Annotated in this window: 18 protein-coding genes; 11 read left to right on the top strand and 7 right to left on the bottom strand. The window is 67.5% G+C overall.

The genetic code is table 11. The features are described from left to right. Positions 1-10 precede the first annotated feature (10 nt). On the bottom strand, positions 11-367 hold the full coding sequence (gene pilG / locus PI246_RS02505) for a twitching motility response regulator PilG (protein ID WP_407069776.1): 357 nt from the start codon (positions 365-367) through the stop codon (positions 11-13). A 412-nt stretch (positions 368-779) separates the two neighbouring features. Here pilG and gshB point away from each other — a divergent pair, with 412 nt between their 5' ends. Continuing rightward, positions 780-1,721: a glutathione synthase gene (gshB, locus tag PI246_RS02500; RefSeq protein WP_320549704.1), complete on the top strand. Its 942-nt coding sequence runs from the start codon at positions 780-782 to the stop codon at positions 1,719-1,721. Then, the gene (locus PI246_RS02495; protein ID WP_320549703.1) at positions 1,718-2,578 is read left to right on the top strand and encodes an energy transducer TonB; all 861 of its coding nucleotides are present in this window, start codon (positions 1,718-1,720) and stop codon (positions 2,576-2,578) included. The genes gshB and PI246_RS02495 overlap by 4 nt, the downstream gene beginning before the upstream one ends. 16 nt (positions 2,579-2,594) lie before the next feature. Here the strand turns inward: PI246_RS02495 and PI246_RS02490 are convergent, their stop codons facing one another. Then, positions 2,595-2,924: a hypothetical protein gene (locus PI246_RS02490; RefSeq protein ID WP_320549702.1), complete on the bottom strand. Its 330-nt coding sequence runs from the start codon at positions 2,922-2,924 to the stop codon at positions 2,595-2,597. A gap of 87 nt (positions 2,925-3,011) precedes the next feature. On the opposite strand from PI246_RS02490, the gene PI246_RS02485 reads away from it, so the two are divergent. Genes PI246_RS02485 through PI246_RS02475 form a run of 3 tightly spaced genes read left to right on the top strand, consistent with a single transcriptional unit; the run spans position 3,012 to position 4,959 of the window. Further along, positions 3,012-3,578 (top strand): YqgE/AlgH family protein, encoded by a 567-nt coding sequence (locus tag PI246_RS02485; protein WP_320549701.1) that lies wholly within the window; start codon positions 3,012-3,014, stop codon positions 3,576-3,578. Positions 3,579-3,582: 4 nt separating this feature from the next. Beyond that, positions 3,583-3,999, top strand: a complete 417-nt coding sequence (gene ruvX / locus PI246_RS02480) for a Holliday junction resolvase RuvX (protein ID WP_320549700.1) — start codon at positions 3,583-3,585, stop codon at positions 3,997-3,999. 33 nt (positions 4,000-4,032) lie between these two features. After that, positions 4,033-4,959, top strand: a complete 927-nt coding sequence (locus tag PI246_RS02475) for an aspartate carbamoyltransferase catalytic subunit (RefSeq protein WP_320549699.1) — start codon at positions 4,033-4,035, stop codon at positions 4,957-4,959. Positions 4,960-5,053: 94 nt separating this feature from the next. Here the strand turns inward: PI246_RS02475 and PI246_RS02470 are convergent, their stop codons facing one another. Continuing rightward, complete coding sequence (locus PI246_RS02470; protein WP_320549698.1) at positions 5,054-5,197, bottom strand: hypothetical protein; 144 nt, start codon at positions 5,195-5,197, stop codon at positions 5,054-5,056. Between the two features lie 281 nt (positions 5,198-5,478). On the opposite strand from PI246_RS02470, the gene PI246_RS02465 reads away from it, so the two are divergent. Beyond that, positions 5,479-7,227: a hypothetical protein gene (locus PI246_RS02465; RefSeq protein WP_320549697.1), complete on the top strand. Its 1,749-nt coding sequence runs from the start codon at positions 5,479-5,481 to the stop codon at positions 7,225-7,227. An 891-nt stretch (positions 7,228-8,118) separates the two neighbouring features. Next, positions 8,119-8,484 carry a BON domain-containing protein gene (locus PI246_RS02460; protein ID WP_320549696.1) on the top strand — a complete coding sequence of 122 codons (366 nt, stop codon included), beginning with the start codon at positions 8,119-8,121 and terminating at the stop codon, positions 8,482-8,484. Between the two features lie 52 nt (positions 8,485-8,536). Here PI246_RS02460 and PI246_RS02455 read toward each other — a convergent pair whose 3' ends face one another. Continuing rightward, the gene (locus PI246_RS02455) at positions 8,537-9,703 is read right to left on the bottom strand and encodes a PilT/PilU family type 4a pilus ATPase (protein WP_320549695.1); all 1,167 of its coding nucleotides are present in this window, start codon (positions 9,701-9,703) and stop codon (positions 8,537-8,539) included. A 123-nt stretch (positions 9,704-9,826) separates the two neighbouring features. Next, positions 9,827-10,864 (bottom strand): type IV pilus twitching motility protein PilT, encoded by a 1,038-nt coding sequence (locus tag PI246_RS02450; protein ID WP_320549694.1) that lies wholly within the window; start codon positions 10,862-10,864, stop codon positions 9,827-9,829. Between the two features lie 117 nt (positions 10,865-10,981). Between PI246_RS02450 and proC the strand changes: the two genes are divergently transcribed. Then, on the top strand, positions 10,982-11,806 hold the full coding sequence (gene proC / locus PI246_RS02445) for a pyrroline-5-carboxylate reductase (RefSeq protein ID WP_320549693.1): 825 nt from the start codon (positions 10,982-10,984) through the stop codon (positions 11,804-11,806). Then, positions 11,803-12,378: a YggT family protein gene (locus tag PI246_RS02440; RefSeq protein WP_320549692.1), complete on the top strand. Its 576-nt coding sequence runs from the start codon at positions 11,803-11,805 to the stop codon at positions 12,376-12,378. Before proC ends, PI246_RS02440 begins: the two co-directional genes overlap by 4 nt. A gap of 154 nt (positions 12,379-12,532) precedes the next feature. On the opposite strand, the gene PI246_RS02435 is transcribed toward PI246_RS02440, so the two are convergent. Then, positions 12,533-14,653, bottom strand: coding sequence for a bifunctional (p)ppGpp synthetase/guanosine-3',5'-bis(diphosphate) 3'-pyrophosphohydrolase (locus tag PI246_RS02435; RefSeq protein ID WP_320549691.1), 2,121 nt, complete (start codon positions 14,651-14,653; stop codon positions 12,533-12,535). After that, complete coding sequence (hrpA, locus tag PI246_RS02430; protein ID WP_320549690.1) at positions 14,650-18,630, bottom strand: ATP-dependent RNA helicase HrpA; 3,981 nt, start codon at positions 18,628-18,630, stop codon at positions 14,650-14,652. Before hrpA ends, PI246_RS02435 begins: the two co-directional genes overlap by 4 nt. 108 nt (positions 18,631-18,738) lie before the next feature. Between hrpA and PI246_RS02425 the strand changes: the two genes are divergently transcribed. Together PI246_RS02425 and PI246_RS02420 are read left to right on the top strand one after the other, a co-directional pair. Continuing rightward, positions 18,739-19,212 carry a Dps family protein gene (locus tag PI246_RS02425; RefSeq protein ID WP_320549689.1) on the top strand — a complete coding sequence of 158 codons (474 nt, stop codon included), beginning with the start codon at positions 18,739-18,741 and terminating at the stop codon, positions 19,210-19,212. A 289-nt stretch (positions 19,213-19,501) separates the two neighbouring features. Further along, positions 19,502-22,102: a glycosyltransferase gene (locus PI246_RS02420; RefSeq protein ID WP_320549688.1), complete on the top strand. Its 2,601-nt coding sequence runs from the start codon at positions 19,502-19,504 to the stop codon at positions 22,100-22,102. The last annotated feature ends 159 nt before the right edge of the window (positions 22,103-22,261 follow it).

The following is a 22,261-nucleotide window of genomic DNA, read 5'->3' as shown; positions in this document are numbered from 1 at the left end:
TGCGTATGGATCAGTGGGCCCCAGCGAAACGCTGGATCGCGCCCAGGAGTTCGTCGCGGGTGAACGGTTTGGTGAGGTATTGCTCCGCGCCGACGATGCGGCCGCGGGCCTTGTCGAAGAGGCCGTCCTTGGACGAGAGCATGATCACCGGCGTGGCGCGGAACTGGGCGTTGTTCTTGATGAGCGCACAGGTCTGATAGCCGTCGAGCCGCGGCATCATGATGTCGACGAAGATGATGTCGGGCTTCTGGTCGGAAATCTTCGCCAGGGCCTCGAAGCCGTCCACGGCGGTGAGGACGTCGCAACCTTCCTTCTTCAGCAGGGTTTCCGCCGTGCGCCGGATGGTTTTCGAATCGTCGATGACCATGACCTTGAGTCCGGCCAGGTCGGTACCGCGTGCATTGTCGTTCACTACGCCCCCTGCCACGCAAAAAACCGCAAATCCGGCGCAGGATAACCGGAGAATGCCGGTCGTTCCGTGCGCCAGGTCGAAAGTCCGCCCCGCAAAGGGGCCGGCGGGCCGCTCGTGGGCAGCCCTTATGATTCGCTGTTTAAAGGTTGGTCGGGGTGGCGTCAAGGAGAATTCTTCGTAAGGCGGGGGCCGGGGGGCGAAATGGGGCCGCACGGCACCCGGCCGGGATCGCCGTCGACGCCACGGAGGCGCCGGCGTTCGCCGGGTGGGCGCCCGCGCCCTTGGGCTCACCTGCCCCTGCCCGCACTTCCCATCCCCCGCCCCCTTCTCCCGTAAACTCCCGATTCCCCACGACTCCGGCCACCCCATGTCCCTTTCCGTCGCCGTCCTCATGGATCCCATCCGATCGATCAAGATCGCCAAGGACTCCACCTTCGCCATGCTGCTGGAAGCGCAGCGCCGCGGCCACGCGTTGTTCTATATGGAGCAGGGCGACCTGGCACTGCGCGGGGGCGAGGCCTGGGCGCGGCTGCATCCGCTCTCGGTCAAGGACGACCCGGCCGGCTGGTTCACGCTGGGTGAGGGCCAGTGGCGACCGCTGCCGAGCGTGGACGTGGTGCTCCAGCGCAAGGACCCGCCGGTCGATGCCCAGTTCATCTACGACACCATGGTGCTGGAAGCCGCCCAGCGCGCCGGATGCAACGTGGTGAACGATCCGCGCAGCCTGCGCGACTGCAACGAGAAACTGTTCGCGCTCGAATTCCCGCAATGCATCCCGCCCACCCTGGTCTGCCGCGACCGGGACGAGCTCAAGGCTTTCGTGAACGAACACGGCGAGGCCGTGCTCAAGCCCCTGGACGGCATGGGCGGGCGCGGGATCTTCCGGGTGAAAGCCGGCGACAGCAACCTCAACTCCATGCTGGAAACCTTGCTTGACGGTGCCCGCCACTTCGCCATCGCGCAGAAATACATCCCCGAGATCGTCAAGGGCGACAAGCGCATCCTGCTGATCGACGGCGAACCGGTGCCCTACGCGCTGGCCCGCATCCCGCAGGGCGACGAATTCCGGGGCAATCTCGCGGCCGGCGGGCGTGGCGAAGGCATCGCCCTCTCCGAGCGCGACCGCTGGATCGCCGCCCAGGTGGCGCCGGAGCTGCGCCGGCGCGGGCTTCGCTTCGTCGGCCTGGACGTCATCGGCGACTACCTGACCGAGATCAACGTCACATCTCCCACGGGCATCCGTGAACTGGAGAAGCAGTTCGGCATTAACATCCCCGGGCTGCTGTTCGACGCCATCGAGGCCCGATGACCACCCGCACCACCGGGGCCGACCTGATCGGCGCCACATTGCTGTTCTCGCTGCTGCTGCACGGTATCGTCATCCTCGGCATCACCTTCGAGACGGAAAAGCCCAAACCCAGTGTTCCCACGCTGGACGTCACCCTCGTGGACGTCGCCAACGCCGAGCCGCCGGACAAAGCCGACTTCCTGGCCCAGGCCAGCAACAGCGGCGGCGGCGAGCACGACAAGGCTATGCGGCCGGCCGAAACGGTCTCCGGTCCGCTGCCCACGCCCAACGCGGGCGTCTCGCCCCAGCCGAAGGAGGCACAGGCCCCCGCGCCGCGCGAGGCCACGCCGACCCAGCTGGTCACCACCTCGGGGACATCGTCGTTCGCGGTCGACACCCAGAAGGAGCGCCGCGAGCAGCCGCCGCAGCCCCTGCCCGAGTCCGACGAGGACATTCGCCGCAAACGGGAGATGGCCAAGCTGGCCGCGGAAGTCCGCGATCAGTCCGAGGCCTACGCCAAGCGGCCCAAGAAGAAATTCATCTCGTCGAACACCCGCGAATACGCCTACGCCGCCTACATGAAGGGCTGGGTCGACCGGGTGCAGCGGGTGGGCAACCTCAATTACCCGGACGAGGCGCGCCGTCAGGGCGTCTACGGCGAGCTGGTACTCACCGTGGGACTGAACCGCGACGGCTCGATCCGCAGCATCGACGTCATCAAGAGTTCGGGCCACAAGCTGCTGGACGACGCGGCGCAGCGCATCGTCCGCCTGTCGGCGCCTTTCCCGGCCCTCCCCGCGGACAAAAACCGGGTGGACGAGCTCTACATCACCCGCACCTGGCAGTTCCTGCCCGGCAACGTCCTGCGGAACGACTGACCGCCGCCGGCCGGCATCATTTGGCCGGCAACAGCTGGTCCGCCTCGCTCACATAGGCCTTTTCCGCCTTGCGGTCCCACACGCACAGCTCGCGGCCCGGTGCGTTCTTCATGTGCTTCTGCGGATACCGCCCGGCCAGCACCAGGGCCGTTACCGGCACCCGGTCGTCATACGCGATCGTCCCGCCGACCGGTGTCGCGCCGGTGAGGCCGCTGGCGGCCACGCAGGCCTGCACCACCTTCTTCTCGTAGCCGCTCCACGCCGCCGGTGACGAGGCCACCGCGACCGTCGACAGACACAGTGCGGAAACGGCAGGAAAACCCTTTGCAAACCGTGCGATCTTCATAAACTTACTCCTTGCGACCGGCGCCTACCGTACGTTCCTGCGGCTGAACCCCGGCGCATCCGACCCGCGTCGGGCTACAATCGCGCCATGAGCACCGCCACCAGTTTTGCCGGCCAATTCCTCATCGCGATGCCGTCCCTGGCCGAACCGCCGTTCGCCCGGGGCGTGGCCTTTCTTTGCCAGCACGGCGAAGACGGCGCGGTGGGACTGCTCATCAACCAGATCTCCGAATACCGGCTGGGCGACGTGCTCAGCCAGATGAAACTGGAATGCCGCGATCCGGAGATCGCCGACCACCCCGTGCTGATCGGCGGCCCGGTGCAGCAGGAGCGCGGTTTCGTACTGCACCGCGAACCGGGGCACTGGGATTCAAGCTACCGCGTCAACGACGACTGGTCGGTGACCACCTCCCGAGACATCCTCGTCGCCATGGCCCGCGGCGAAGGTCCGAGCCGGGCGGTCATCACGCTCGGTTATTCGGGCTGGGAAGCCGGCCAGCTCGAGCAGGAGGTCATGGACAACGCCTGGCTCACCACCCGGGCCGACGAGCGCATCGTGTTCGATACGCCGCTCGACGAGCGTTGGTCGGCCGCCGCGCGCAAGATGGGCGTGCGCGATCCCTCGCAGCTCACCGGCTACGCCGGGCACGCCTGACGCGATGAGCTGCCTGTTCGGTTTCGACGTCGGCACGAAGATCGTCGGCGTGGCCGTCGGCAACCGCCTGACCGGTACGGCGCGCGCACTCGCGACCCTCGCCGTCCGCGATGGGGCGCCCGACTGGACCGCGCTCGACGCGCTCCGCCGCGAATGGCTACCGGAGACCCTCGTGGTCGGCCTGCCTCTCGATGACGATGGCAAGGAGCAGCCCATGTCGCGCAAGGCGCGCCGCTTCGCCGAGCAGTTGGGCGAGCGTTATGGGCTGCCCGTGGTGTTCTGCGACGAGCGCATGACCTCCCAGGAGGCCGCCCGGCGCTTCGCGGCCGGCCGGGCCGCGGGCACGCGCAAACGGTCCGACGTGCAGTCGATCGACGCGGAGGCCGCCGCCGTGATTCTCGAGTCCTACCTCGTTTCGTAACCTTCGGTTCTTCCCCATCGCCTTGAGGACGTCATGTCACAACGCCTGCGCCACCTGACCACCCTCGAGAACCTGTCGCGCGACGCCCTGGAGCGCCTTCTCGATCGCGCCGACAGCATGCGCGAAGCCACCGCCCACGGCACCCGCAAGCTCGACCTGCTCGCCGGCCGCACGGTGCTGAACCTGTTCTTCGAGCCGTCCACCCGCACGCGCACGTCGTTCGAACTGGCCGCGCGCCGGCTCGGCGCCGACGTGGTCAACTTCGATATCGGGTTTTCCTCCACGACCAAGGGCGAAGAGCTTTTCGACACACTGCACACGCTCGAAGCCATGCACCTGGACGCCATCGTGGTGCGGCACAAAGCGTCCGGCACGCCCGAAGAACTGGTCAGGCACGCGATGAGCGGCGTGGCGGTGGTGAACGCCGGCGACGGCAACCGTGCGCATCCCACCCAGGGCCTGCTCGACGCGCTGACCATCCGCCATCACCACCCGGATTTCCGCAAACTGAAGGTGGCGATCTGCGGCGACGTGCGTCATTCGCGCGTGGCCCGCTCCGACGTGCACGCCCTGACCACGCTCGGCGCGAAAGATGTGCGCATCGTCGGGCCCGCCTCGCTCCTGCCGCCCGAGGGTGAACTCAAAGGCGTGAGCTACCACGACAACTTCGACGAGGCCATCGAGGGCGTGGACGCGGTCATCATGCTGCGCTTGCAGAAGGAGCGCATGGCCGCCACCGACCTGCCCGACGAAGCGGCTTACTTCGAACGCTATGGCCTTGATGCCCGACGCCTCGCCCGCGCCGCGAAGGGCTGCCTGGTGATGCACCCCGGCCCGATCAACCGCGGCATCGAAATCGCCACCGAGGTGGCCGATGGGGCTCAGTCGCGCATTCTCGAACAGGTGGGCAACGGCGTGTTCGTGCGGATGGCCGTGCTGGCCGAGGTCATGGGACGTTGACGATACGGGCTCGCGCAGGCGCGTTTCGCTCCTGCGCGATCCGGACGACGGGCGACCCGGACGGCAACGGCCCCCGAATCGGGCGTCATCGCTTTCAGTCCCGCATTTCCAGCTCGGAAAGGTACAACGAGGCGTCGCGTTCGACATCGAAATGAATCAGGCGAATGCCCTTCTCGCCGGATAGCGTCTGGTCGATCGCCGCCTGCTTCGGCTCAAGCGGATGAGTCGCCGAGCGCACACGTATCGCCCGCGTTGTCGACGTTCGCCATGTTATCCGGCGTGGACCATCCGACGGGCGCCCTCGGCGAGCGACGCCCCTGCCAAGGGATCAGTCGCTCGCTCCTGGGTTGCCGGAAACACGCCACGAATGCCGGAGGCGGACGCCTGGGCAGGCATCCCGCACCGTCATGGTCCTCCTCGGCAAGAATTTGCGCGTGCGGCCTGACGGGACGGTTCCCTGCCGTGGCGTTCCGGCATAATGGGCGCTCCAAGGGATCAACCTGAATCACGGGATACACCATGCGACCGACGAAGCGACTTCTCGCGCTCGGCGTCGCCAGCGTGCTGCTGGCGGCCTGCGGCCACAAAGACAAGGATGCACCGCTGGCGTTCGTGCCGGCTGACACGCCCTACGTGCTGGCGAGCCTCGACAAGCTCGACGATGGGGTCTACGACGCCATGATGCTCCAGGCCGACGCCGAGCTTCCGGGCCAGGTGGCCCAGATGAAGTCGCTGGCCCAGGACATGGACGCCAAGGGCAACGCCGACGGCGCCCGCCTGCTCCGGGCCTTCGCCGCCGAGTTCGACGGCAAGAAGGCCGAGGCCGCGATGGACGGCATGGGCCTGGACATCCGCGCCGGCACGGCCCTCTACGGCGTCGGCCTGTCGCCGGTCGCGCGCGTGTCGCTGGCCGATCCGGCCAAGTGGGAGGCCTTCATGGGCCGCCTCGAAACCGCCTATGGCAAGAAGCTCGACACCGCCGACGCCGGCGGCCAGTCGTATCGCCACGTCACGCTGTCCGACTCGGGCGTGCAGCTGGTGATCGCGACCGAAGGCAAGCAGGCCGTGGCGGCCCTCCTGCCCGCCGATGCCGCCCAGCCCGCGGTCCGCCAGATCCTCGGCGTCGACCGTCCGGAGAAGAACCTCCAGGACGACGGCCGCCTCGAAGACCTCGCCAAGGACAAGGACTACAAGAAATACGCGGTGGGCCTGGTCGACTTCACCCGCCTGCTGCCGCTGGTCGCAACGGGCAAGGATCCCCTGTTCGCCACCTTCCTCAAGCACCAGTCACAGAAGACCGGCGAGCCAGTGCCGCAGCTGCCGCCGTCGTGCCAGGCCGAGGCCAGCCGCATCGCCGCCCGCGTGCCAGCGATCAGCTTCGGTTACACCCGCCTCGACCTGCACCACCAGGAGCAGCGCTTCGATGTGGCCCTCGCCGACGACATCACCAAGGCGTTCTCGGGTCTGAAGGTCGAACTGCCCGGCCTGGGTGCCGAGGCCAAGGAGCCTTTCGACCTCAGCCTCGCGCTGCCGGTCGAACAGTTGCGCACCTTCTTCACCGCGCAGTCCGAGGCGGTCGCCGCCAAGCCGTTCGAGTGCCCGGCCTTCACCGGCATGAACGACAGCTTCGCCAAGCTCGGCGCCACGATGCAGCAGGCCGCGATCCCGCCGTTCGGCGACATCCGCGGCATCCGCGTCATCCTCGACTCGTTCAAGCCCGCCGCCAGCGCGGCCCAGCTGCCCTCGATCACCGGTCGCGTCGTGATCGGCACGCGTAACCCGTCGGGCCTGCTGGCCATGGCCGGTGCGTTGACCGGCGGCGAGCTGAAGGTGCCGAGCGACGGCAAGCCGGTGGCCCTGCCGCCAAATCTCAGCGCCACCCTCGGCATGCCGGCCTTTGCCGCGATGAACGGCCAGGCCGTCGCCATCGGCGTGGGCGCGGGCGAGGACAACAAGCTCGACGACGCGCTCATGGGCGCATTGGGCGATGCCGGCCGCATGGTTCGCGTGCACCTGAGCGGCGACATGTACCGCTCCTGGATCGACGTGATGGCCGAGAAGGCGCAGACCTATGCCCAGGCCCAGGCGGAAGCCGCCGGTGCCGACGGCGCGCCCGACGACCAGGCGTCCATGGCGGCCACCGCGCAGCGCTCCAAGGCCCAGTTCGACGCCATGAAGCAGCAGGCGGCGCGCGTGGTGCAGGTCGGCGGCGAAGCCCACATGGACGAGAAGGGCCTCGTGTTCACCGGCGCGGTCGAATACAAGTAATCGATTCCACCCGATGGCTTTAAGACGGGGCGCCCCGGACGGGGCGCCCCTTTCTTTTGGCTCTTCACGGACGTCCGGGGGCCTATCCCAGCGATCGACCCCATGGCCCGGTGGATGGTTCGATCCCGCGAGCCGTGGGGCTGTCGCGACCTTGTGGCGCCAGAGCGCGTTGCACCTGGGCGTTTGGCGGGGAGACCTTGGTATCCACCCTCGCGGCTCGGGCAGTCCTCCGCGTTCGACGCGGAACTCGCCTCGAGGGTGGACACCAAGGTCTCTTCCGAGCGGTGAGGTCGGGTGTTGGGAAAGCGCGGGTCGTTCTACGGCCGATCTGCGCAAGCGATGTTTGAGCGGTGAAACGCCAGCCCGACACGGGCTATCCGACGTCGCGACGAGTTGGCCGGTACTGTTGGGCGGGGCGATGTGAAGCTCCCTAGCTCGCCACGGTGGCCGATGGGCCGTGCGTGCTCTCACAACACGCCGCCTCAGTCATGGGGAGCGTCTTCGGTGTCCACCCTCGCGGCGAGTTCCGCACAAGGAAGCGGCCGTAGGCCAAACAGGTACACGGGCCGCGTCAGCGGCCTTTCCCTGTCGAACGCGGAGGACTGTACGAGCAGCGAGGGTGGACACCGAAGGCTCTGGCCTCACTGTCTGAGCCGGCGACGAGGCCCGCATCCGTGCAGCATCCCGGCACTTCCTCGAAGAACCTCTTTTTTGGTTCTTTTTTATGCACCACGCATCTTCGGCACGGCAAACGCAAAAACCTGAACAACCAGGCATGTCACGCACAAACCGTTCACGGACGCATTGGTTCCATAGCTCCCGCGACGAGGCGGCCACGACTGACGTGGCGCCGTTCGCCCTACCCTTTTTCGTGAACCAAGGAGTTCTTCCATGAACCACGCCAACCTTCGCAAGGCCCTGTTCGCTGCCGCTCTCGTTGCCGGTCTCGGCACGGTCCCGTTCGCGCAGGCGTATGCCCAGGACTCCGCCGCCGCGATGTCGAAGGGCGACAACCAGACCGTCGCCGGCAAGGCCGACGATGCCTGGATCACCACCAAGGTGAAGTCCGAATTCGCCGCCAACAAGAGCGTGAAGGCCACCGACATCTCGGTCAGCACGACCGAAGGCGTCGTGACCCTGACCGGCACCGTCGCCACGGCCAAGGAAAAGAGCCACGCTGAAATGATCGCCAAGAAGATCAAAGGCGTGAAGAGCGTCGACGCGAGCGGCCTGACCGTCTCCGCCGCCGCGAAGTAATCCGTCCACGGCACGGATCTTGTGGGGCGCCTTCGGGCGCCCTTTTTTTGCGTCAGCGGCGCAACACGCCGCCATTGAAGCCGTTGCGGTCGTCGGTCTTCTCCACCTCGACGCCTTCCAGCCCCTGCGACAGCGTGTGCGCGTCGCCACCCTGGGCGAGCTTGATGCGCAGGCGCACTTCGTTCGTGCTGTCGGCATGGCGCAAGGCGTCTTCGTAGGAGATCTCGCCCGCGTGGAAGAGCTCGACCAGGCTCTGGTCGAACGTGCGCATGCCCAGCTGGTTCGAATCGCGCATCAATTCCTTGAGCTTGTGTACCTCGCCCTGGCGGATGTAATCCTGCGCCAGCGGCGTACCGAGCAGCACTTCCACGGCCACGCGGCGGGCCTTGCCGTCCGGCGTGGGGATGAGCTGCTGCGCGACGATGCCCTTGAGGTTCAGCGACAGGTCCATGAACAGCTGCTGGCGCCGGTCTTCCGGGAAGAAGTGCAGGATGCGGTCGAGTGCCTGGTTGGCGTTGTTCGCGTGCAGCGTGCACAGGCACAAATGGCCGGTCTCGGAAAAATTGATCGCGTGCTCCATCGTCTCGCGCGTACGCACTTCGCCGATCATGATCACGTCGGGCGCCTGGCGCAGCGTGTTCTTCAGGGCGTTTTCCCAGCTGTCCGTATCGATGCCCAACTCGCGCTGGGTGATGATGCAGCCTTCGTGGCGGTGCACGTATTCGATGGGGTCTTCGATGGTGATGATGTGGCCGGTGGAGTTCTGGTTGCGGTAACCGATCATCGCCGCCAGCGAGGTCGACTTACCGGTGCCGGTACCGCCCACGAAGATGATGATGCCGCGCTTGGTCATCGCCAGCTGCTTGACCACCGGCGGCAGGTTCAGCTCATCCACGGAGGGGATCTTCGACTCGATCCGGCGCAGCACCATGCCCACGCAGTTGCGCTGGTAGAAGCACGACACGCGGAACCGCCCGATGCCCGACGCGCTGATGGCGAACTGGCACTCGTGCGTCTTTTCGAACTCCTCGCGCTGCGAGGGCGTCATCACGTTGAGCACCATGTCTCGCGACTGTTGCGCCGACAGCGGGCTCTGGGTGATGGGCACGATGCGCCCCTGCACCTTCATCGAGGGCGCGACGCCGGCGGTGATGAACAGGTCGGAGGCCTGCTTGTGCACCATCAGCTTGAGGAAGGAGGAAAAGTCGAAGTCGCTCATAGGGAGTCCGTAAGCCGGTCCCGGCGGCGCCGGGAGGGGTGAAGCGTGAACGGTCAGGAAAAGCCGTTTGGCTTGCCGTTCGCGGCGACCATCGGCCGCGACGGGCAGGCCCCACGGACCGGCTTACCGGAACGACTCCTTGTTCTTCGCATACATCGCGCCCTCCTGGCGCGTGATCAGGCCACGCTTCACCAGGTCGAGCAGATTCTGGTCGAGCGTCTGCATGCCGTACTGCTGACCGGTCTGGATGGCCGAGTACATCTGGGCCACCTTGTCTTCGCGGATGAGGTTGCGGATGGCCGGGATGCCCACCATGATCTCGTGCGCGGCGATGCGGCCACCGCCCACCTTCTTCAGCAGCGACTGCGAGATGACCGCGCGCAGCGATTCGGACAGCATCGAACGCACCATCGGCTTTTCGCCCGCCGGAAACACGTCGATGATGCGGTCGATGGTCTTGGCGGCCGATGAGGTATGCAGAGTGCCGAACACCAGATGCCCGGTTTCCGCGGCGGTCAGCGCCAGGCGGATGGTTTCCAGGTCGCGCAACTCGCCCACGAGGATGTAATCGGGGTCTTCGCGCAGCGCCGAACGCAGCGCCTCGTTGAAGCCGTGGGTGTCGCGATGCACTTCGCGCTGGTTTACCAGGCACTTCTGCGAGGTATGCACGAATTCGATCGGGTCCTCGACCGTGAGCAGGTGGCCGTATTCGTTCTTGTTGATGTGGTCCACCATCGCGGCCAGCGTGGTCGACTTGCCCGAGCCGGTGGGACCGGTGACCAGGATCAGGCCCTGGGGCTGCTCGATCAGTTCGCGGAAGATGCGTGGGGCGCCCAGGTCTTCCAGGGTGAGGACCTCGGACGGAATGGTACGGAACACGCCGCCCGCGCCGCGATTATGGTTGAACGCGTTGACGCGGAAGCGCGCCAGGCCAGGAATCTCGAACGAGAAGTCGACCTCGAGAAACTCCTCGTAGTCGCGTCGCTGCTTGTCCGACATGATGTCGTAGATCAGCGCGTGCACCTGCTTGTGCTCCAGCGCCGGGATGTTGATGCGACGCACGTCGCCATCCACGCGGATCATCGGCGGCAGACCCGCGGAAAGGTGCAGGTCGGAGGCCTTGTTCTTCACGGAGAAGGCAAGGAGTTCGGCGATGTCCATGGGGGTCCCCTGTTCGTAAGGGCCATAGGTAAGCATGCCCGGGGGTCGGCGGCAAGGCGCAAGCCATATATGCTTCGGGGGTCTGTGAAACCCGTCGCCAACGGAGCGAAGACCCTTATGAACCGGATCGCCTTCATCGGCGGTGGCAACATGGCCACGGCGCTGATCGCCGGAATGATCCGCCACGGCGCCCAGCCGGGCGGCATCGCCGTGGCCGAGCCCCGAGCCGAAGCCCTGCAGGAACTCTCCCGGGAATACGGGGTAGCCACCTACACCGACAACCTGGATGCCGCGGAGGGCGCCGGCATCCTCGTGCTGGCGGTCAAGCCGCAGAAGCTGGCCGAGGTGTGCCTGCACCTGCGCCCGGCGGTACAGAAATACCGGCCGGTGGTGATCTCCATCGCCGCCGGCATCCGCATCGCGCAGATCGAGCGCTGGTTCGACGCCGCCCTGCCCGTCGTGCGCTGCATGCCGAACACCCCCGCCATGTTCGGCGCCGGGGCCACGGGTCTGTACGCCAACGCCCGGGTCAGCGCGCCGCAGCGGGCGCAGGCCCAGCACGTGCTCGACGCCGCCGGGCTGACCGTGTGGGTGCCCGACGAAGACCAGATCGACGTCGTCACCGCCGTCTCGGGCTCGGGACCGGCGTATTTCTTCCTGATGGTCGAAGCCCTGGAGAACGCCGCGTTCGCGCAAGGCATGTCGCGCGAGACGGCCCGCGCCCTCGCGGCGCAGACCGCCATGGGCGCCGGACGCATGCTGGTCGACAGCGGCGAGACCGCCGCGACCCTCCGCCAGCGGGTGACCTCACCCAACGGCACCACCCAGGCCGCCCTGGAGAGCTTGCAGGCCGACCACTTCCCCGCCATCGTGGCGCGCGCCGTCGACGCTGCGCGGCGCCGTGGCGTCGAACTTTCCGAACTGATGGAATCGCAATCGTGAATTACCTGACCAACGCCCTGGACCTGATCCTCGGAGTCGTCTTCAGCGCGCTCGTCACCCTGTTCGTGCTGCGCGTGCTGGCCGAGGCCTGCCGGGCGGATTTCCACAACCCGGTGTGCCAGTTCATCTATCGCTTCACCAACCCGGTGCTCAGGCCGCTGCGAAAGGTGCTGCCCACCGTTCGCCGTATCAACACCGCTGCCCTGCTCGTGGTGCTCGTGCTGGAATGCCTCAAATGGCTGATCCGCGCGGCGATGGCGGGGATGATGCCCTCGCCGCTCGGGCTGGTGGTCGTGGGCATCGCCGACGCCCTCGATTTCTTCCTGCTCACATGGATCGTACTGGTGTTCGCCTGGTCGCTGCTGAGCATGTTCGCGCCCGACCGTTATCACCCGATGGTGCGGCTGGTAAGCAGCCTGGCCGAACCGCTCGTGCGGCCCTTGCGCGGTCGCATGACCCTGGGCGGCCTCGATTTCTCGCCGACGGTGGTGCTGCTGGGGCTGGTGCTCGCGCGCATCCTGGTGGTCGGACCGATCCGTGATCTGGGGTTGCGCTGGTTTCTGGGCGGCTGAGGCCCGGCCCCGGTAAGAGGGGGCCAGGGACCCGCTCTCCCTGGCAGCTATCGCGAATGATGCCGCGGGCGTCGTCGGGCCATGCCGGCTGCCGCCGGATCGCCGCGATGCGATCGGCTTCCACCCCCTACGGCCAGAACGGCGGCAAGGACGCCTACCGGCCGCCCACGCGACGGGCGTCGGTGACGTTGGGTAGCGCCGCGAGGCGTCCCAGCAGGGTCGACAGCTGTTCGTAGTCGCGCACCCGCAGCGTGAACCGCATCTCGACCTCGCCGGTGCGCACATGCACCCGGCTGGACGACGCCACGATGTGCGGGCCCACGTTGCTGATCGTGGTGGCGACGTCTTTCTGCAGGCCCTTGCGGTCGTAGCCGCGCAGTTCGACATCCACTTCGTAGTTCTGCACCTCGACGCGGCCCCAACTCACCTCGATGACGCGATCCGGATCCTTGCGGGCCAGGCGGGCGAGCGAGGCGCAGTCGGCGCGGTGCACCGATACGCCGCGTCCGCGGGTGATGAAGCCGCGCACGGGGTCGCCGGGCAACGGCTGGCAGCAGCGTGCCAACGTGGTCAGCAGGTTGCCCACGCCCTCGATCGAGAGAGCGCCGCGATCGTGCTGTGCGCCGCGCGACGCCACCGGGGTGGCCGACTGCGTGATCTCCGGCGTGACCGGCTCCTGCAGCGCGCGGGCGACCTGGCCGAGCGTGACCTCGCCCAACGCCACCGTGGTGTATAGGTCGTCGACGGTTTTCAGGCGGAAGGCGGCGGCGAGCCTGGGCAGGTCGACGTCGTCGAGCGCCAGCCGGCGGAGTTCTTTTTCCAGGGCCAGCTTGCCCGCCGCGACGTTCGCGTCGTGCGCCTCGCGCCGGAACCACGCACGCACTTTTTCCTTGGCACGCGAGGTGTGCAGGTAACCATGGTGCGACGACAGCCAGTCGCGGCTCGGTTCGGACGCCTTGGCCGTGAGGATTTCCACCCGGTCGCCGCTACGCGGCGCGGTGGTGAGCGGCACGATGCGTCCGTTGAGCTTCGCGCCCCGGCAGCGATGCCCCACCTCGGTGTGGATGTGGTACGCGAAATCGAGCACCGTCGCCCCGCGTGGCATGTCGATGACCTCGCCCTTGGGTGAGAGCACATACACGCGGTCTTCCATCAGTTCGGTGGCGAACCCCGCGGCGAGATCGGCCTCGTCGTCGCCTTCGGCGCGCGGCTCGAGCAGCTTGCGCATCCAGGCGATCTTCGCCTCGAACTCGGCATCGGCGCCGCCGCCTTCCTTGTAGCGCCAGTGTGCCGCCACGCCCAGCTCGTTCGCGCGATGCATCTCGTGGGTGCGGATCTGCACTTCCAGCGTCTTGCCTTCGGGGCCCAGTACCGCCGTGTGCAGCGATCGGTAGCCGTTGCCCTTGGGCCGGGCGACGTAGTCGTCGAATTCGCCGGGCAGGTGCGGCCACAGGCTGTGCACCAACCCCAGCGCGGCGTAGCAATCGGCCACGGAGTCGACCAGGATGCGTACCGCGCGGATGTCGTAGAGGTCGGAGAACTCCAGCCCCTTTTTCTTCATCTTCTTCCAGATCGAGAAGATATGCTTCGGCCGCCCCGCAAGGTCGGCACGGATGCCGGCGTCGTCGAGCACGCGACGCAACTGGTCGAGGCTCGTGGCAATGAAGCGCTCGCGGTCGGCGCGACGTTCGTCGAGCAGGCGGGCGATGCGCCGGTAGGTGTCCGGCTCGAGGTAGCGGAACGCGAGGTCTTCCAGCTCCCACTTGAGTTGCCAGATACCCAGCCGGTTGGCGAGCGGCGCGTGGATGTCGGAGGTGAGCTGGGCCAGCTCCCGTCGCTCGTGGTCGGGCAGCGCCATGGCGGTGCGCATCGCGGCCAGCTGGCGGGCAAGCAGCACGAACACCACGCGCAGGTCGCGAATGATCGCGAGCAACAGGCGCCGCAGGCCTTCGTTGCCGCCGGCCTTGCCGCGCTGTGCGTGCAGGGCCCACACCTTCTCCGCCTCGCCCTGCCCTTCCACCAGCCGACGCAACGAGGCCGGCCAATGGGCGGCAACGGTGTCGACGGCACCAGGCAAGGCCCGCGACACGAGGAACCACAGCGCCGAGGCGCAGGTTTCGTCGTCGCAACCGAGCAGGCGCAACAGCTCGATGATCGTCTCGCCCTCCGCACGGGCCACCGCGGGCAAGGCGGCGCAGGCCTCGCGCGCCTGCGCGGTCAGCGGCATCGGCAGCGGACGCGGCTCCACGGAAGCGTCTTCCCGGCCGGTCTTCATCGTGAGGCCGCCTCGGCCGCGTCCAGCGCCCGGGCAAGGCGCTTGGCCGACACCGGCTCGGCGGTCTTCAGCTCCTGGGCAAACAACGACACGCGCCACTCCTCGAGCAACCAACGCAGTTCGCGCCAGGCGACGGCGTCCCACGCGGTGCCGCCGTGGTTGAGCAACGCGCGCCAGTAAGGCAACACCTGAAGCATACGCGACTGGTCGCGGGCGGGGTCCTGCCGCAGGCGCTCGCCGCGCAGGCGCATCGCCTTGAGGTACCGCGGAAAATGCGCCAGGCGATCGGTGGGCAGTTCGCGCAGGAAGCCCGGCTGCAACAGACCGGACCATTGTTCGCGCAGGTCGTCGTAGCTTGCCTTGGCCAATCCCATGAGCGGCGGCTCCATCCACGGCTTGAGATCGGCCTGGGCCTCGATGATGGGCTCAGCGAGCTTCTGCCGCGCCATCGCGGCACCGAACACGTCGCGGGCGAACGCCACGCGCAACGCCTCGAACTCGCCCTGGGTGCGCGCGTCGAGCCGGTGCCGGGCCAACAGGTCGTCGAAGCCGCCCTCGACCAGGTCGTCACGCAGGCCATCGATGCTGCCCAGCGGGGCGTACTTCAGCGAAAGGGCATTGTTGATCGGCAACTGGCGCCGGGCACGCTTGAAGTCCGGTGCCAGCGCCTGCCGCAGCAGCCGCTCGACGCCGCCCACGTGCGCCTCGGCGGCCTCGTCGGCGCGCTCGAACACGCGCAGGGCGACCGCCTCGCCCAGGTCGACCAGGGCGGGATACGCGGTGAGGCCGGCTTCGGAGCGCACCTCACGGGGAATGGCGTCGAAATCCCACGCCACGATGTCTTCGCGCGTGAGTTCGATGTCGGTCTTGCGCGAGAACGCCTCTCGGGCCTTGCCCTCCCACTGTGCGCGGATCGCGTCCAGATCGCGCCCTTCGGCCACGGTGCGACCGTTCTCGTCATGCACGCGCAAACGCATGAGCAGGTGCGCGGGCAACGCCGCGTCGGCGAACGCGCCCGCATCGACGTCGACGCCCGTGGTGCGCCGGAGGAACGACGCCAGCGCCTTCGCCAGCGGTTCATCGCGAGGCGTTTCGGCCTCGGCGAACGCCCGGGCGAAATCGGGCGCGGGCACGAAGTTGCGGCGCAGGGGCTTGGGCAGGGCCCGGATCAGTTCCGCCACTTTGTCCACCAGCAGGCCACCGACGAGCCATTCGCAGCGTGCCGCCGGCAGCGCGTTGAGGAACGCGAGCGGCACGTGGAGGGTGACGCCGTCGGCAGGGTCGCCCGGCACGAAACGGTATTCCAGGCGATAGCGGTGCTGGCCGATGTCCAGCGAGGCGGGGAAGGCCTTCGGATCGAGCCCCGCGCCGGTGTCCATCACGTCGGCCAGCGACCAGCGCAAGGCCGCCTGTTCGGCCGGGGCCGCCTTGCGATACCAGGCGTCCAGCGCGCGGGTGTCGGCCACCGATTCGGGCAGCTTTCCGTCGAAGAACGCCGCGAGCGCTTCATCGTCGCGGAGCAGGCCGGCGCGGCGCTGCTTGGCCTCGATGTCGTGCGCCTGTTCGAGCACGCGGGCGTTTGCCCGCACGAAATCGGCGCGGCTGTCGAGATCGGCACGCACGAGGGCCTCGCGCACGAAGATCTCGTGGGCGAGTGTCGGATCCTGTCGCTGGAACGTGACCGGACGGCGTTCGACGAGCACGAGGCCGAACAGGGTGACCTGTTCGTAGGCGACGACGGTGCCGCGCTTGCGCGACCAATGCGGATCGCGCGCGGTCGAGCGCACCAGGTGCGCGGCCTGCGATTCGACCCATGCCGGGTCGACGCGGGCGCACATCATCGCCCACACGCGGCCGCCGATGTCGAGAATCTGCGCGGCGAAGAGCCACGCCGGCGGCGATTTGGCCAGCGCGGAGCCGGGAAACACCTGGAAACGGCGCTCGCGGGTGCCCCGGTAGACGCCCTTGTCGTCCTTGTGGCCCACCTGGGTGGGCAGGCCGGCGAGCAGGCTGCGATGGATGGCCTCGAAGAGCGCCTCGCCGTCGACCGGCGCCGTCGTGGCGGGAGACGTCGAGGCCGGGGCCTGGGTGCCGCGGCCGCGTCCCCGCGACGGGCGCGCCGTCATGGCGGGCGCGGGTTCGGCGGCGGCTACGGCCCAACCCAGGTCGCGCGTGACCAGCACCAGTTGCCGGTGCAGCTCGCGCCATTCGCGCATGCGCATGAAACTCAGGAAGTGCCGCGCGCACCAGTCGCGCAACTTCGACGACGTCAGTTCCTCGGCGGCGGCGAGGTAGGCCTTCCACAGGTTGAGTACGCCGACAAAGTCCGACCTGGGGTCCGCGAACTGGGCGTGCGCCGCATCGGCCTGCCCCCGCGCGTCCGGCGGACGCTCGCGCGGATCCTGGATGCTCAGGAACGCCACGATAGTGACGAGGTCGACGAGACTGCCCAGCCGGCGCGCCTCCACCAGCATGCGCGCGAGCTGCACGTCGATCGGCAGGCGCGCCACGGTGCGGCCGATCTCGGTCAGGCGGTGACAGTCGTCGATGGCGCCGATTTCCGCGAGACGGCGGTAGCCGTCGGCGACCACCCGCGGGTCGGGCGCCTCCAGGAAGGGGAAGTCGTCCACGTCGCCCAGGTCGAGCGCAAGCATGCGCAGGATGACGTTGGCGAGCGACGAGCGAAGCAGTTCGGGATCGGTGTAGGCCGGGCGCAGCGCGAAGTCGGCCTCGTCGTAGAGGCGATAGCAGATGCCGGGCCCGACGCGGCCGCACCGGCCCTTGCGCTGGTTGGCCGCCGCCTGCGAGATCGGCTCGATGTGCAGGCGCTCCAACTGGCCGCGCTGGCTGTAGCGCTTCACCCGGGCCGTGCCGGGGTCGACCACGTAGCGGATGCGCGGCACCGTGAGCGATGTTTCGGCCACGTTGGTGGCGAGTACGATGCGTCGCTTCGGCCCGGGCCGGAACACGCGGTCCTGCTCGCTGGCCGACAGTCGCGCATAAAGCGCGAGTACCTCGGTCTCCCGGTATTGGCGGCGCGAAAGGAGCAGGTGGGCGTCGCGGATCTCGCGCTCGCCGGGAAGGAACACCAGCACGTCGCCGCGCGGATCCTCCCGGGTGATGTCGTCCAGGGTGTCGGCAATCTGCTGGGCCAGGTTGCCCTCGCCGCGCTCGCCCGGCGGCCGGTAGCGCACCTCCACGGGATAGGTGCGCCCCTCCACCGTCACCACGGGCGCGTCGCCGAAATGGGCGGCGAAGCGGTCGGTGTCGATGGTGGCCGAGGTGACGATGATCTTCAGCTCAGGCCGGCGCTGGGCCAGGCGCTTGAGGTAACCCAGCAGGAAGTCGATGTTGAGGCTGCGCTCGTGCGCCTCGTCGATGATGATCGTGTCGTAGGCCGACAGCCAGGGATCGGACTGGGTCTCGGCCAGCAGGATGCCGTCGGTCATGAACTTGACCAGGGCCTGGTCGGAGACCTTCTCGCTGAAGCGCACCTGGAAGCCGACCTTGTCGCCGACCGGGGTGCCGAGTTCCTCGGCGACGCGGGTGGCCACCGAGCGCGCCGCCAGGCGCCGGGGCTGGGTGCAGCCGATGAGGCCGGCCTCGCCGCGGCCGGCGGCCAGGCACAGCTTCGGCAACTGGGTGGTCTTGCCGGAGCCGGTTTCGCCTGCGATCACCACCACCGGGTGGTCGCGGATGAGCTTGACGATGTCGTCGGCTCGCGCGGCGATGGGCAGCGATTCATCGACCTGGATCGCCGGCATGGAGGCCGCCCGGGCCGCCCGGCGGGCCACGGAGGCGGCGATATCGGTACCGAGCGCCTCGACGCGGGCCGGGTCGGGCTGGCGCGACAGGGCGCGCCACCGCCCGAGCAGGCGGCCGAAATCGCGGCTGGTCACGCGCGACAGGGCGTCACGCAGCTCTTTCAGGCGCGGATCGGGGACGGGCTGGCGGGGAGAACGTGTCGGGGTACTCATGGAGGAGCAAATAATAGCGTGCGTCTATCGACAACATCAGAATCGTGCATTTCAAATGCAAAGATCCGCTCGTTATGATCGTTCCATAACGCAAACCGGAGAGTCGCAATGGCCAAAGACATCGATATCGGCATCGCCAGGAAAGATCGCGAAGCTGCCGCCAAGGAGCTGTCCCGGCTTCTGGCCGATACCTTCACGCTTTACCTGAAGACCCACAAGTTCCACTGGAACGTCACCGGGCCGCATTTCAACAGCCTGCACACGATGTTCGAGACGCAATACAACGAGTTGTGGATCGCTGTCGACGAAGTGGCCGAACGCATCCGCATCCTGGACGTACCCGCCGCCGGTTCGTACGCGGAGTTCAGCAAGCTCACCAAGATCAAGGAAGAAGCCGGCATTCCGGACTGGAAAGAGATGGTCTCGCAGCTGGTCGACGGCCACGACGTGGCCGCTGCCACCTCGCGCGAAGTCATCAAGGTGGCCGAGAAGGTGGGCGACGAAGGCACCGCCGACATGGTCACCGGCCGTCTGAAGGCCCACGAAAAGACGGCCTGGATGCTCCGCTCGCTGCTTAAGTAAGCCTGGGTTCCTCTCGGGCGGCATCGGCGCCCCCGCGCCGCTGCTGCCCCAGAGTTCGCGGACACGGCCCCCTCTCCCACCGGGCCGCGGCACGGCCCTCCATCCCCTCGTCGCAGGACCCCGCCATGAGGGCGACGCCGCGATGGCGCGTGCGCCGTCGTGCCAGACCCCAACTGAGGCCAGCCTGACCGGGCGGACCTGCTGCCGTTGAGCCATCCCTCACCGTTCGTTAAGCTCCCACGGTTACCTCATTGATGCCACTTGGGGGCCGACCGGTCCGGGGATTGTTTTGAGCGCTGTAACCACGACCGAAAAACGCCACCCGATTCTCGCCGCGTTGATCCTCGCGATCGTCGTCGCCGCGCTGAACGTCGGCCTGTGGTTCGTCGCCAACCTGCCCAACGGGCCGGACGACTGGACAGCGCCGATCCCGGGCTTCGCCTTCACGGACTACCAGCGCTACCAGAACCCGATGAAGGGTGACTTCTCCACCGACGCCGAGATCGACAGCGATCTGCGCCTGGTGAAGAAATATTCCCCCCGCATCCGCACCTACTCCGTCTTGCAGAACCCGCAGACCATCCGCCTGGCCGACAAGGAAGGCCTCGACGTGATGGCCGGCGCCAACATCGACACGCGCCTTGAGAACAACGAGCGCGAGATCGAGGGGCTCATCGCCCAGGCCCACCGCTACCCCAAGACGGTCAGCCGGGTCATCGTGGGCAACGAGGTGCTCTTCCGCAACGACCTCAAGCCCGAACAGATGATGGCCTACCTCGACCGCGTGCGCGCGGCGGTGCGCCAGCCGGTGTCCATCGCCGAGCCGTTCCACATCTGGCTGCAGAACCCCGAACTGGCCGACCACGTCGACTTCATCACCGTCCACCTGTTCCCCTACTGGAACGGCATCGAGGCCCGGGCGGGCGTCGACGATTCCATCGAAAGCTACAAGGCGCTGCGCGCCCGCTTCCCCGGCAAGCACATCGCCATCGGCGAAATCGGCTGGCCGTCGAACGGCGACCGCTTCAAATACGCCTATCCCAGCGTCTCGAACGAAGCGATCTTCCTGCGCACGTTCTTCAACAAGGCCAGGCTCAACCACATCGACGACTATTACGTCCTCGAGGCCATCGACCAGCCCTGGAAGGAAAACCTCGGCGAAGGCCGCACCGGCGCCTATTGGGGCATGTTCAATGCCGACCGGCAGCTGAAATTCCCCTTCACCGGCCCGGTCACGGAAGACGTGGGCTGGCCATGGAAGGCGCTGGCCGCCTCGCTGCTGGCCTTCGTGCCGATGGTCTGGTTCGGCAGTCGCTTCCGCCGCTTCAAGCTTACCGGCCGGCTGTTCTTCATGGGCCTGATCCAGCTCGCCTGCGGCCTGATCGTCTGGTCGGCTACGCTGCCCTTCAATTTCTACCTCGGTCCGTTCGACTGGGCGATGCTGATCCTGCTGTTCCCGGCGCAGGTGGCGATCCTGGGCATCCTGCTGATCAACGGCTTCGAGTTCACCGAGGTGCTCTGGCGGCGTAGCTGGGTGCGGCACGCAGGCATGCTGCCTCCCGATCCGGTCGAGCGGCAGCCGTTCGTTTCGATCCACCTCGCCTGCCACAATGAGCCGCCGGAAATGGTCCAGGTCACCCTGGATTCGCTGGCCCGCCTCGACTACGAAAACTTCGAAGTGCTGGTGTTGGACAACAACACCAAGGACCCGGCCGTCTGGAAGCCGGTCGAGGAGTACTGCGCCAAGCTGGGGCCCAGGTTCCGCTTCTTCCACCTCGAACCCTGGCCGGGCTACAAGGCCGGCGCGCTCAACTTCGGCCTCACCGCCACCGACGAGCGGGCCGAGGTGGTGGCCGTCATCGACGCCGACTACGAGGTGCGCGAAGACTGGCTCTCCACCCTCACCGGCTATTTCCACGATGCCAAGGTGGCCGTGGTGCAGTGCCCGCAGGCCCACCGCGACTTCGAGAAGAACCGCTTCCGCCGCATGACCGCGTGGGAATACGACGGCTTCTTCCGCATCGGCATGCACCATCGCAACGAGCGCAACGCCATCATCCAGCACGGCACCATGACCATGGTGCGCCGCTCGGCACTGGAAGGCACCGGCGGCTGGTCGGAGTGGACCATCTGCGAAGACGCCGAACTCGGCCTGCGCCTCATGCACGCCGGCTATGAGCTGGTCTACGTCGACGAACTGATGGGCAAGGGCCTGACCCCCGCCGACTTCAAGGCCTACAAGAGCCAGCGCTACCGCTGGGCCTTCGGTGCCATGCAGATCCTCAAGGGCCGCTGGCACTGGATGACGCGCAAGGGGCCGCTCTCGGCGGGTCAGCGCTTCCACTTCCTCACCGGCTGGTTCTCCTGGTTCGCCGACGCCCTGCACTACGTCTTTACCATGATGGGCCTGTTGTGGACGGCCGGCATGATTTACGCGCCCGACTACTTCAACCTGCCGATGCAGTTGTTCCTGATCCCGGTGATCGGCTTCTTCTTCGCCAAGGCGATCTTCGGCGTGGTGCTCTACCGCGCGAGAGTCCCGTGCAGCTGGTATGACACGATCATGGCCTCGGTGGCCAGCATGGGCCTGTCGCACGCGATCGCGCGGGGCATCCTGCATGGCCTCACCCGCGAAAAGACGGCGTTCGTCGTTACCGCCAAGAGCCGGCGCATGGGCGGCAGCAGCTTCGCCGCGTTCGCCCCGGTGCGCGAGGAAGTGCTGATGGCGGTGGCCTTGCTGCTGGCGATCATCGGCATGGGCATGCACTACGGCACGCAGTACGTCGAAAGCACGCTATGGATGTTCATCCTCGCGGCGCAGTCGATCCCTTACGTGTCGGCGATGGTCGGCGCGTGGATTGCGTTCCGCTCGGGCGACGAAGCGGGCTGATTCCCGCGGGGGGCACGCAAAGCGCGACGCCGACGGCAGACGCCCCCTGCCGTCCGGCGATGTCGTCGCCACGCGCCCCTTCCGGCCACCTCACCCGGACGGTGGGCGCCCCACGCCACGGGCCGTTCCCAACACACGTTCAGCTTGAGCGCCCCCATC

It is taken from the genome of Luteibacter sahnii, assembly GCF_034063545.1.
In the GTDB taxonomy this organism is placed as follows: domain Bacteria; phylum Pseudomonadota; class Gammaproteobacteria; order Xanthomonadales; family Rhodanobacteraceae; genus Luteibacter; species Luteibacter sahnii.
This window is presented reverse-complemented; position numbering and strand designations above follow the sequence as displayed.

What these genes read in the sequence shown, in the direction of transcription:
- ruvX (WP_320549700.1), top strand. Translation starts at nt 3,583, where the DNA reads ATGAGCTGCCTGTTCGGTTTCGACGTCGGCACGAAGATCGTCGGCGTG.
- PI246_RS02485 (WP_320549701.1), top strand. Translation starts at nt 3,012, where the DNA reads ATGAGCACCGCCACCAGTTTTGCCGGCCAATTCCTCATCGCGATGCCG.
- PI246_RS02435 (WP_320549691.1), bottom strand. Translation starts at nt 14,653, where the DNA reads ATGAAGACCGGCCGGGAAGACGCTTCCGTGGAGCCGCGTCCGCTGCCG.
- PI246_RS02450 (WP_320549694.1), bottom strand. Translation starts at nt 10,864, where the DNA reads ATGGACATCGCCGAACTCCTTGCCTTCTCCGTGAAGAACAAGGCCTCC.
- proC (WP_320549693.1), top strand. Translation starts at nt 10,982, where the DNA reads ATGAACCGGATCGCCTTCATCGGCGGTGGCAACATGGCCACGGCGCTG.
- PI246_RS02455 (WP_320549695.1), bottom strand. Translation starts at nt 9,703, where the DNA reads ATGAGCGACTTCGACTTTTCCTCCTTCCTCAAGCTGATGGTGCACAAG.
- PI246_RS02460 (WP_320549696.1), top strand. Translation starts at nt 8,119, where the DNA reads ATGAACCACGCCAACCTTCGCAAGGCCCTGTTCGCTGCCGCTCTCGTT.
- PI246_RS02475 (WP_320549699.1), top strand. Translation starts at nt 4,033, where the DNA reads ATGTCACAACGCCTGCGCCACCTGACCACCCTCGAGAACCTGTCGCGC.
- pilG (WP_407069776.1), bottom strand. Translation starts at nt 367, where the DNA reads ATGGTCATCGACGATTCGAAAACCATCCGGCGCACGGCGGAAACCCTG.
- gshB (WP_320549704.1), top strand. Translation starts at nt 780, where the DNA reads ATGTCCCTTTCCGTCGCCGTCCTCATGGATCCCATCCGATCGATCAAG.
- PI246_RS02495 (WP_320549703.1), top strand. Translation starts at nt 1,718, where the DNA reads ATGACCACCCGCACCACCGGGGCCGACCTGATCGGCGCCACATTGCTG.
- PI246_RS02425 (WP_320549689.1), top strand. Translation starts at nt 18,739, where the DNA reads ATGGCCAAAGACATCGATATCGGCATCGCCAGGAAAGATCGCGAAGCT.
- PI246_RS02490 (WP_320549702.1), bottom strand. Translation starts at nt 2,924, where the DNA reads ATGAAGATCGCACGGTTTGCAAAGGGTTTTCCTGCCGTTTCCGCACTG.
- hrpA (WP_320549690.1), bottom strand. Translation starts at nt 18,630, where the DNA reads ATGAGTACCCCGACACGTTCTCCCCGCCAGCCCGTCCCCGATCCGCGC.
- PI246_RS02465 (WP_320549697.1), top strand. Translation starts at nt 5,479, where the DNA reads ATGCGACCGACGAAGCGACTTCTCGCGCTCGGCGTCGCCAGCGTGCTG.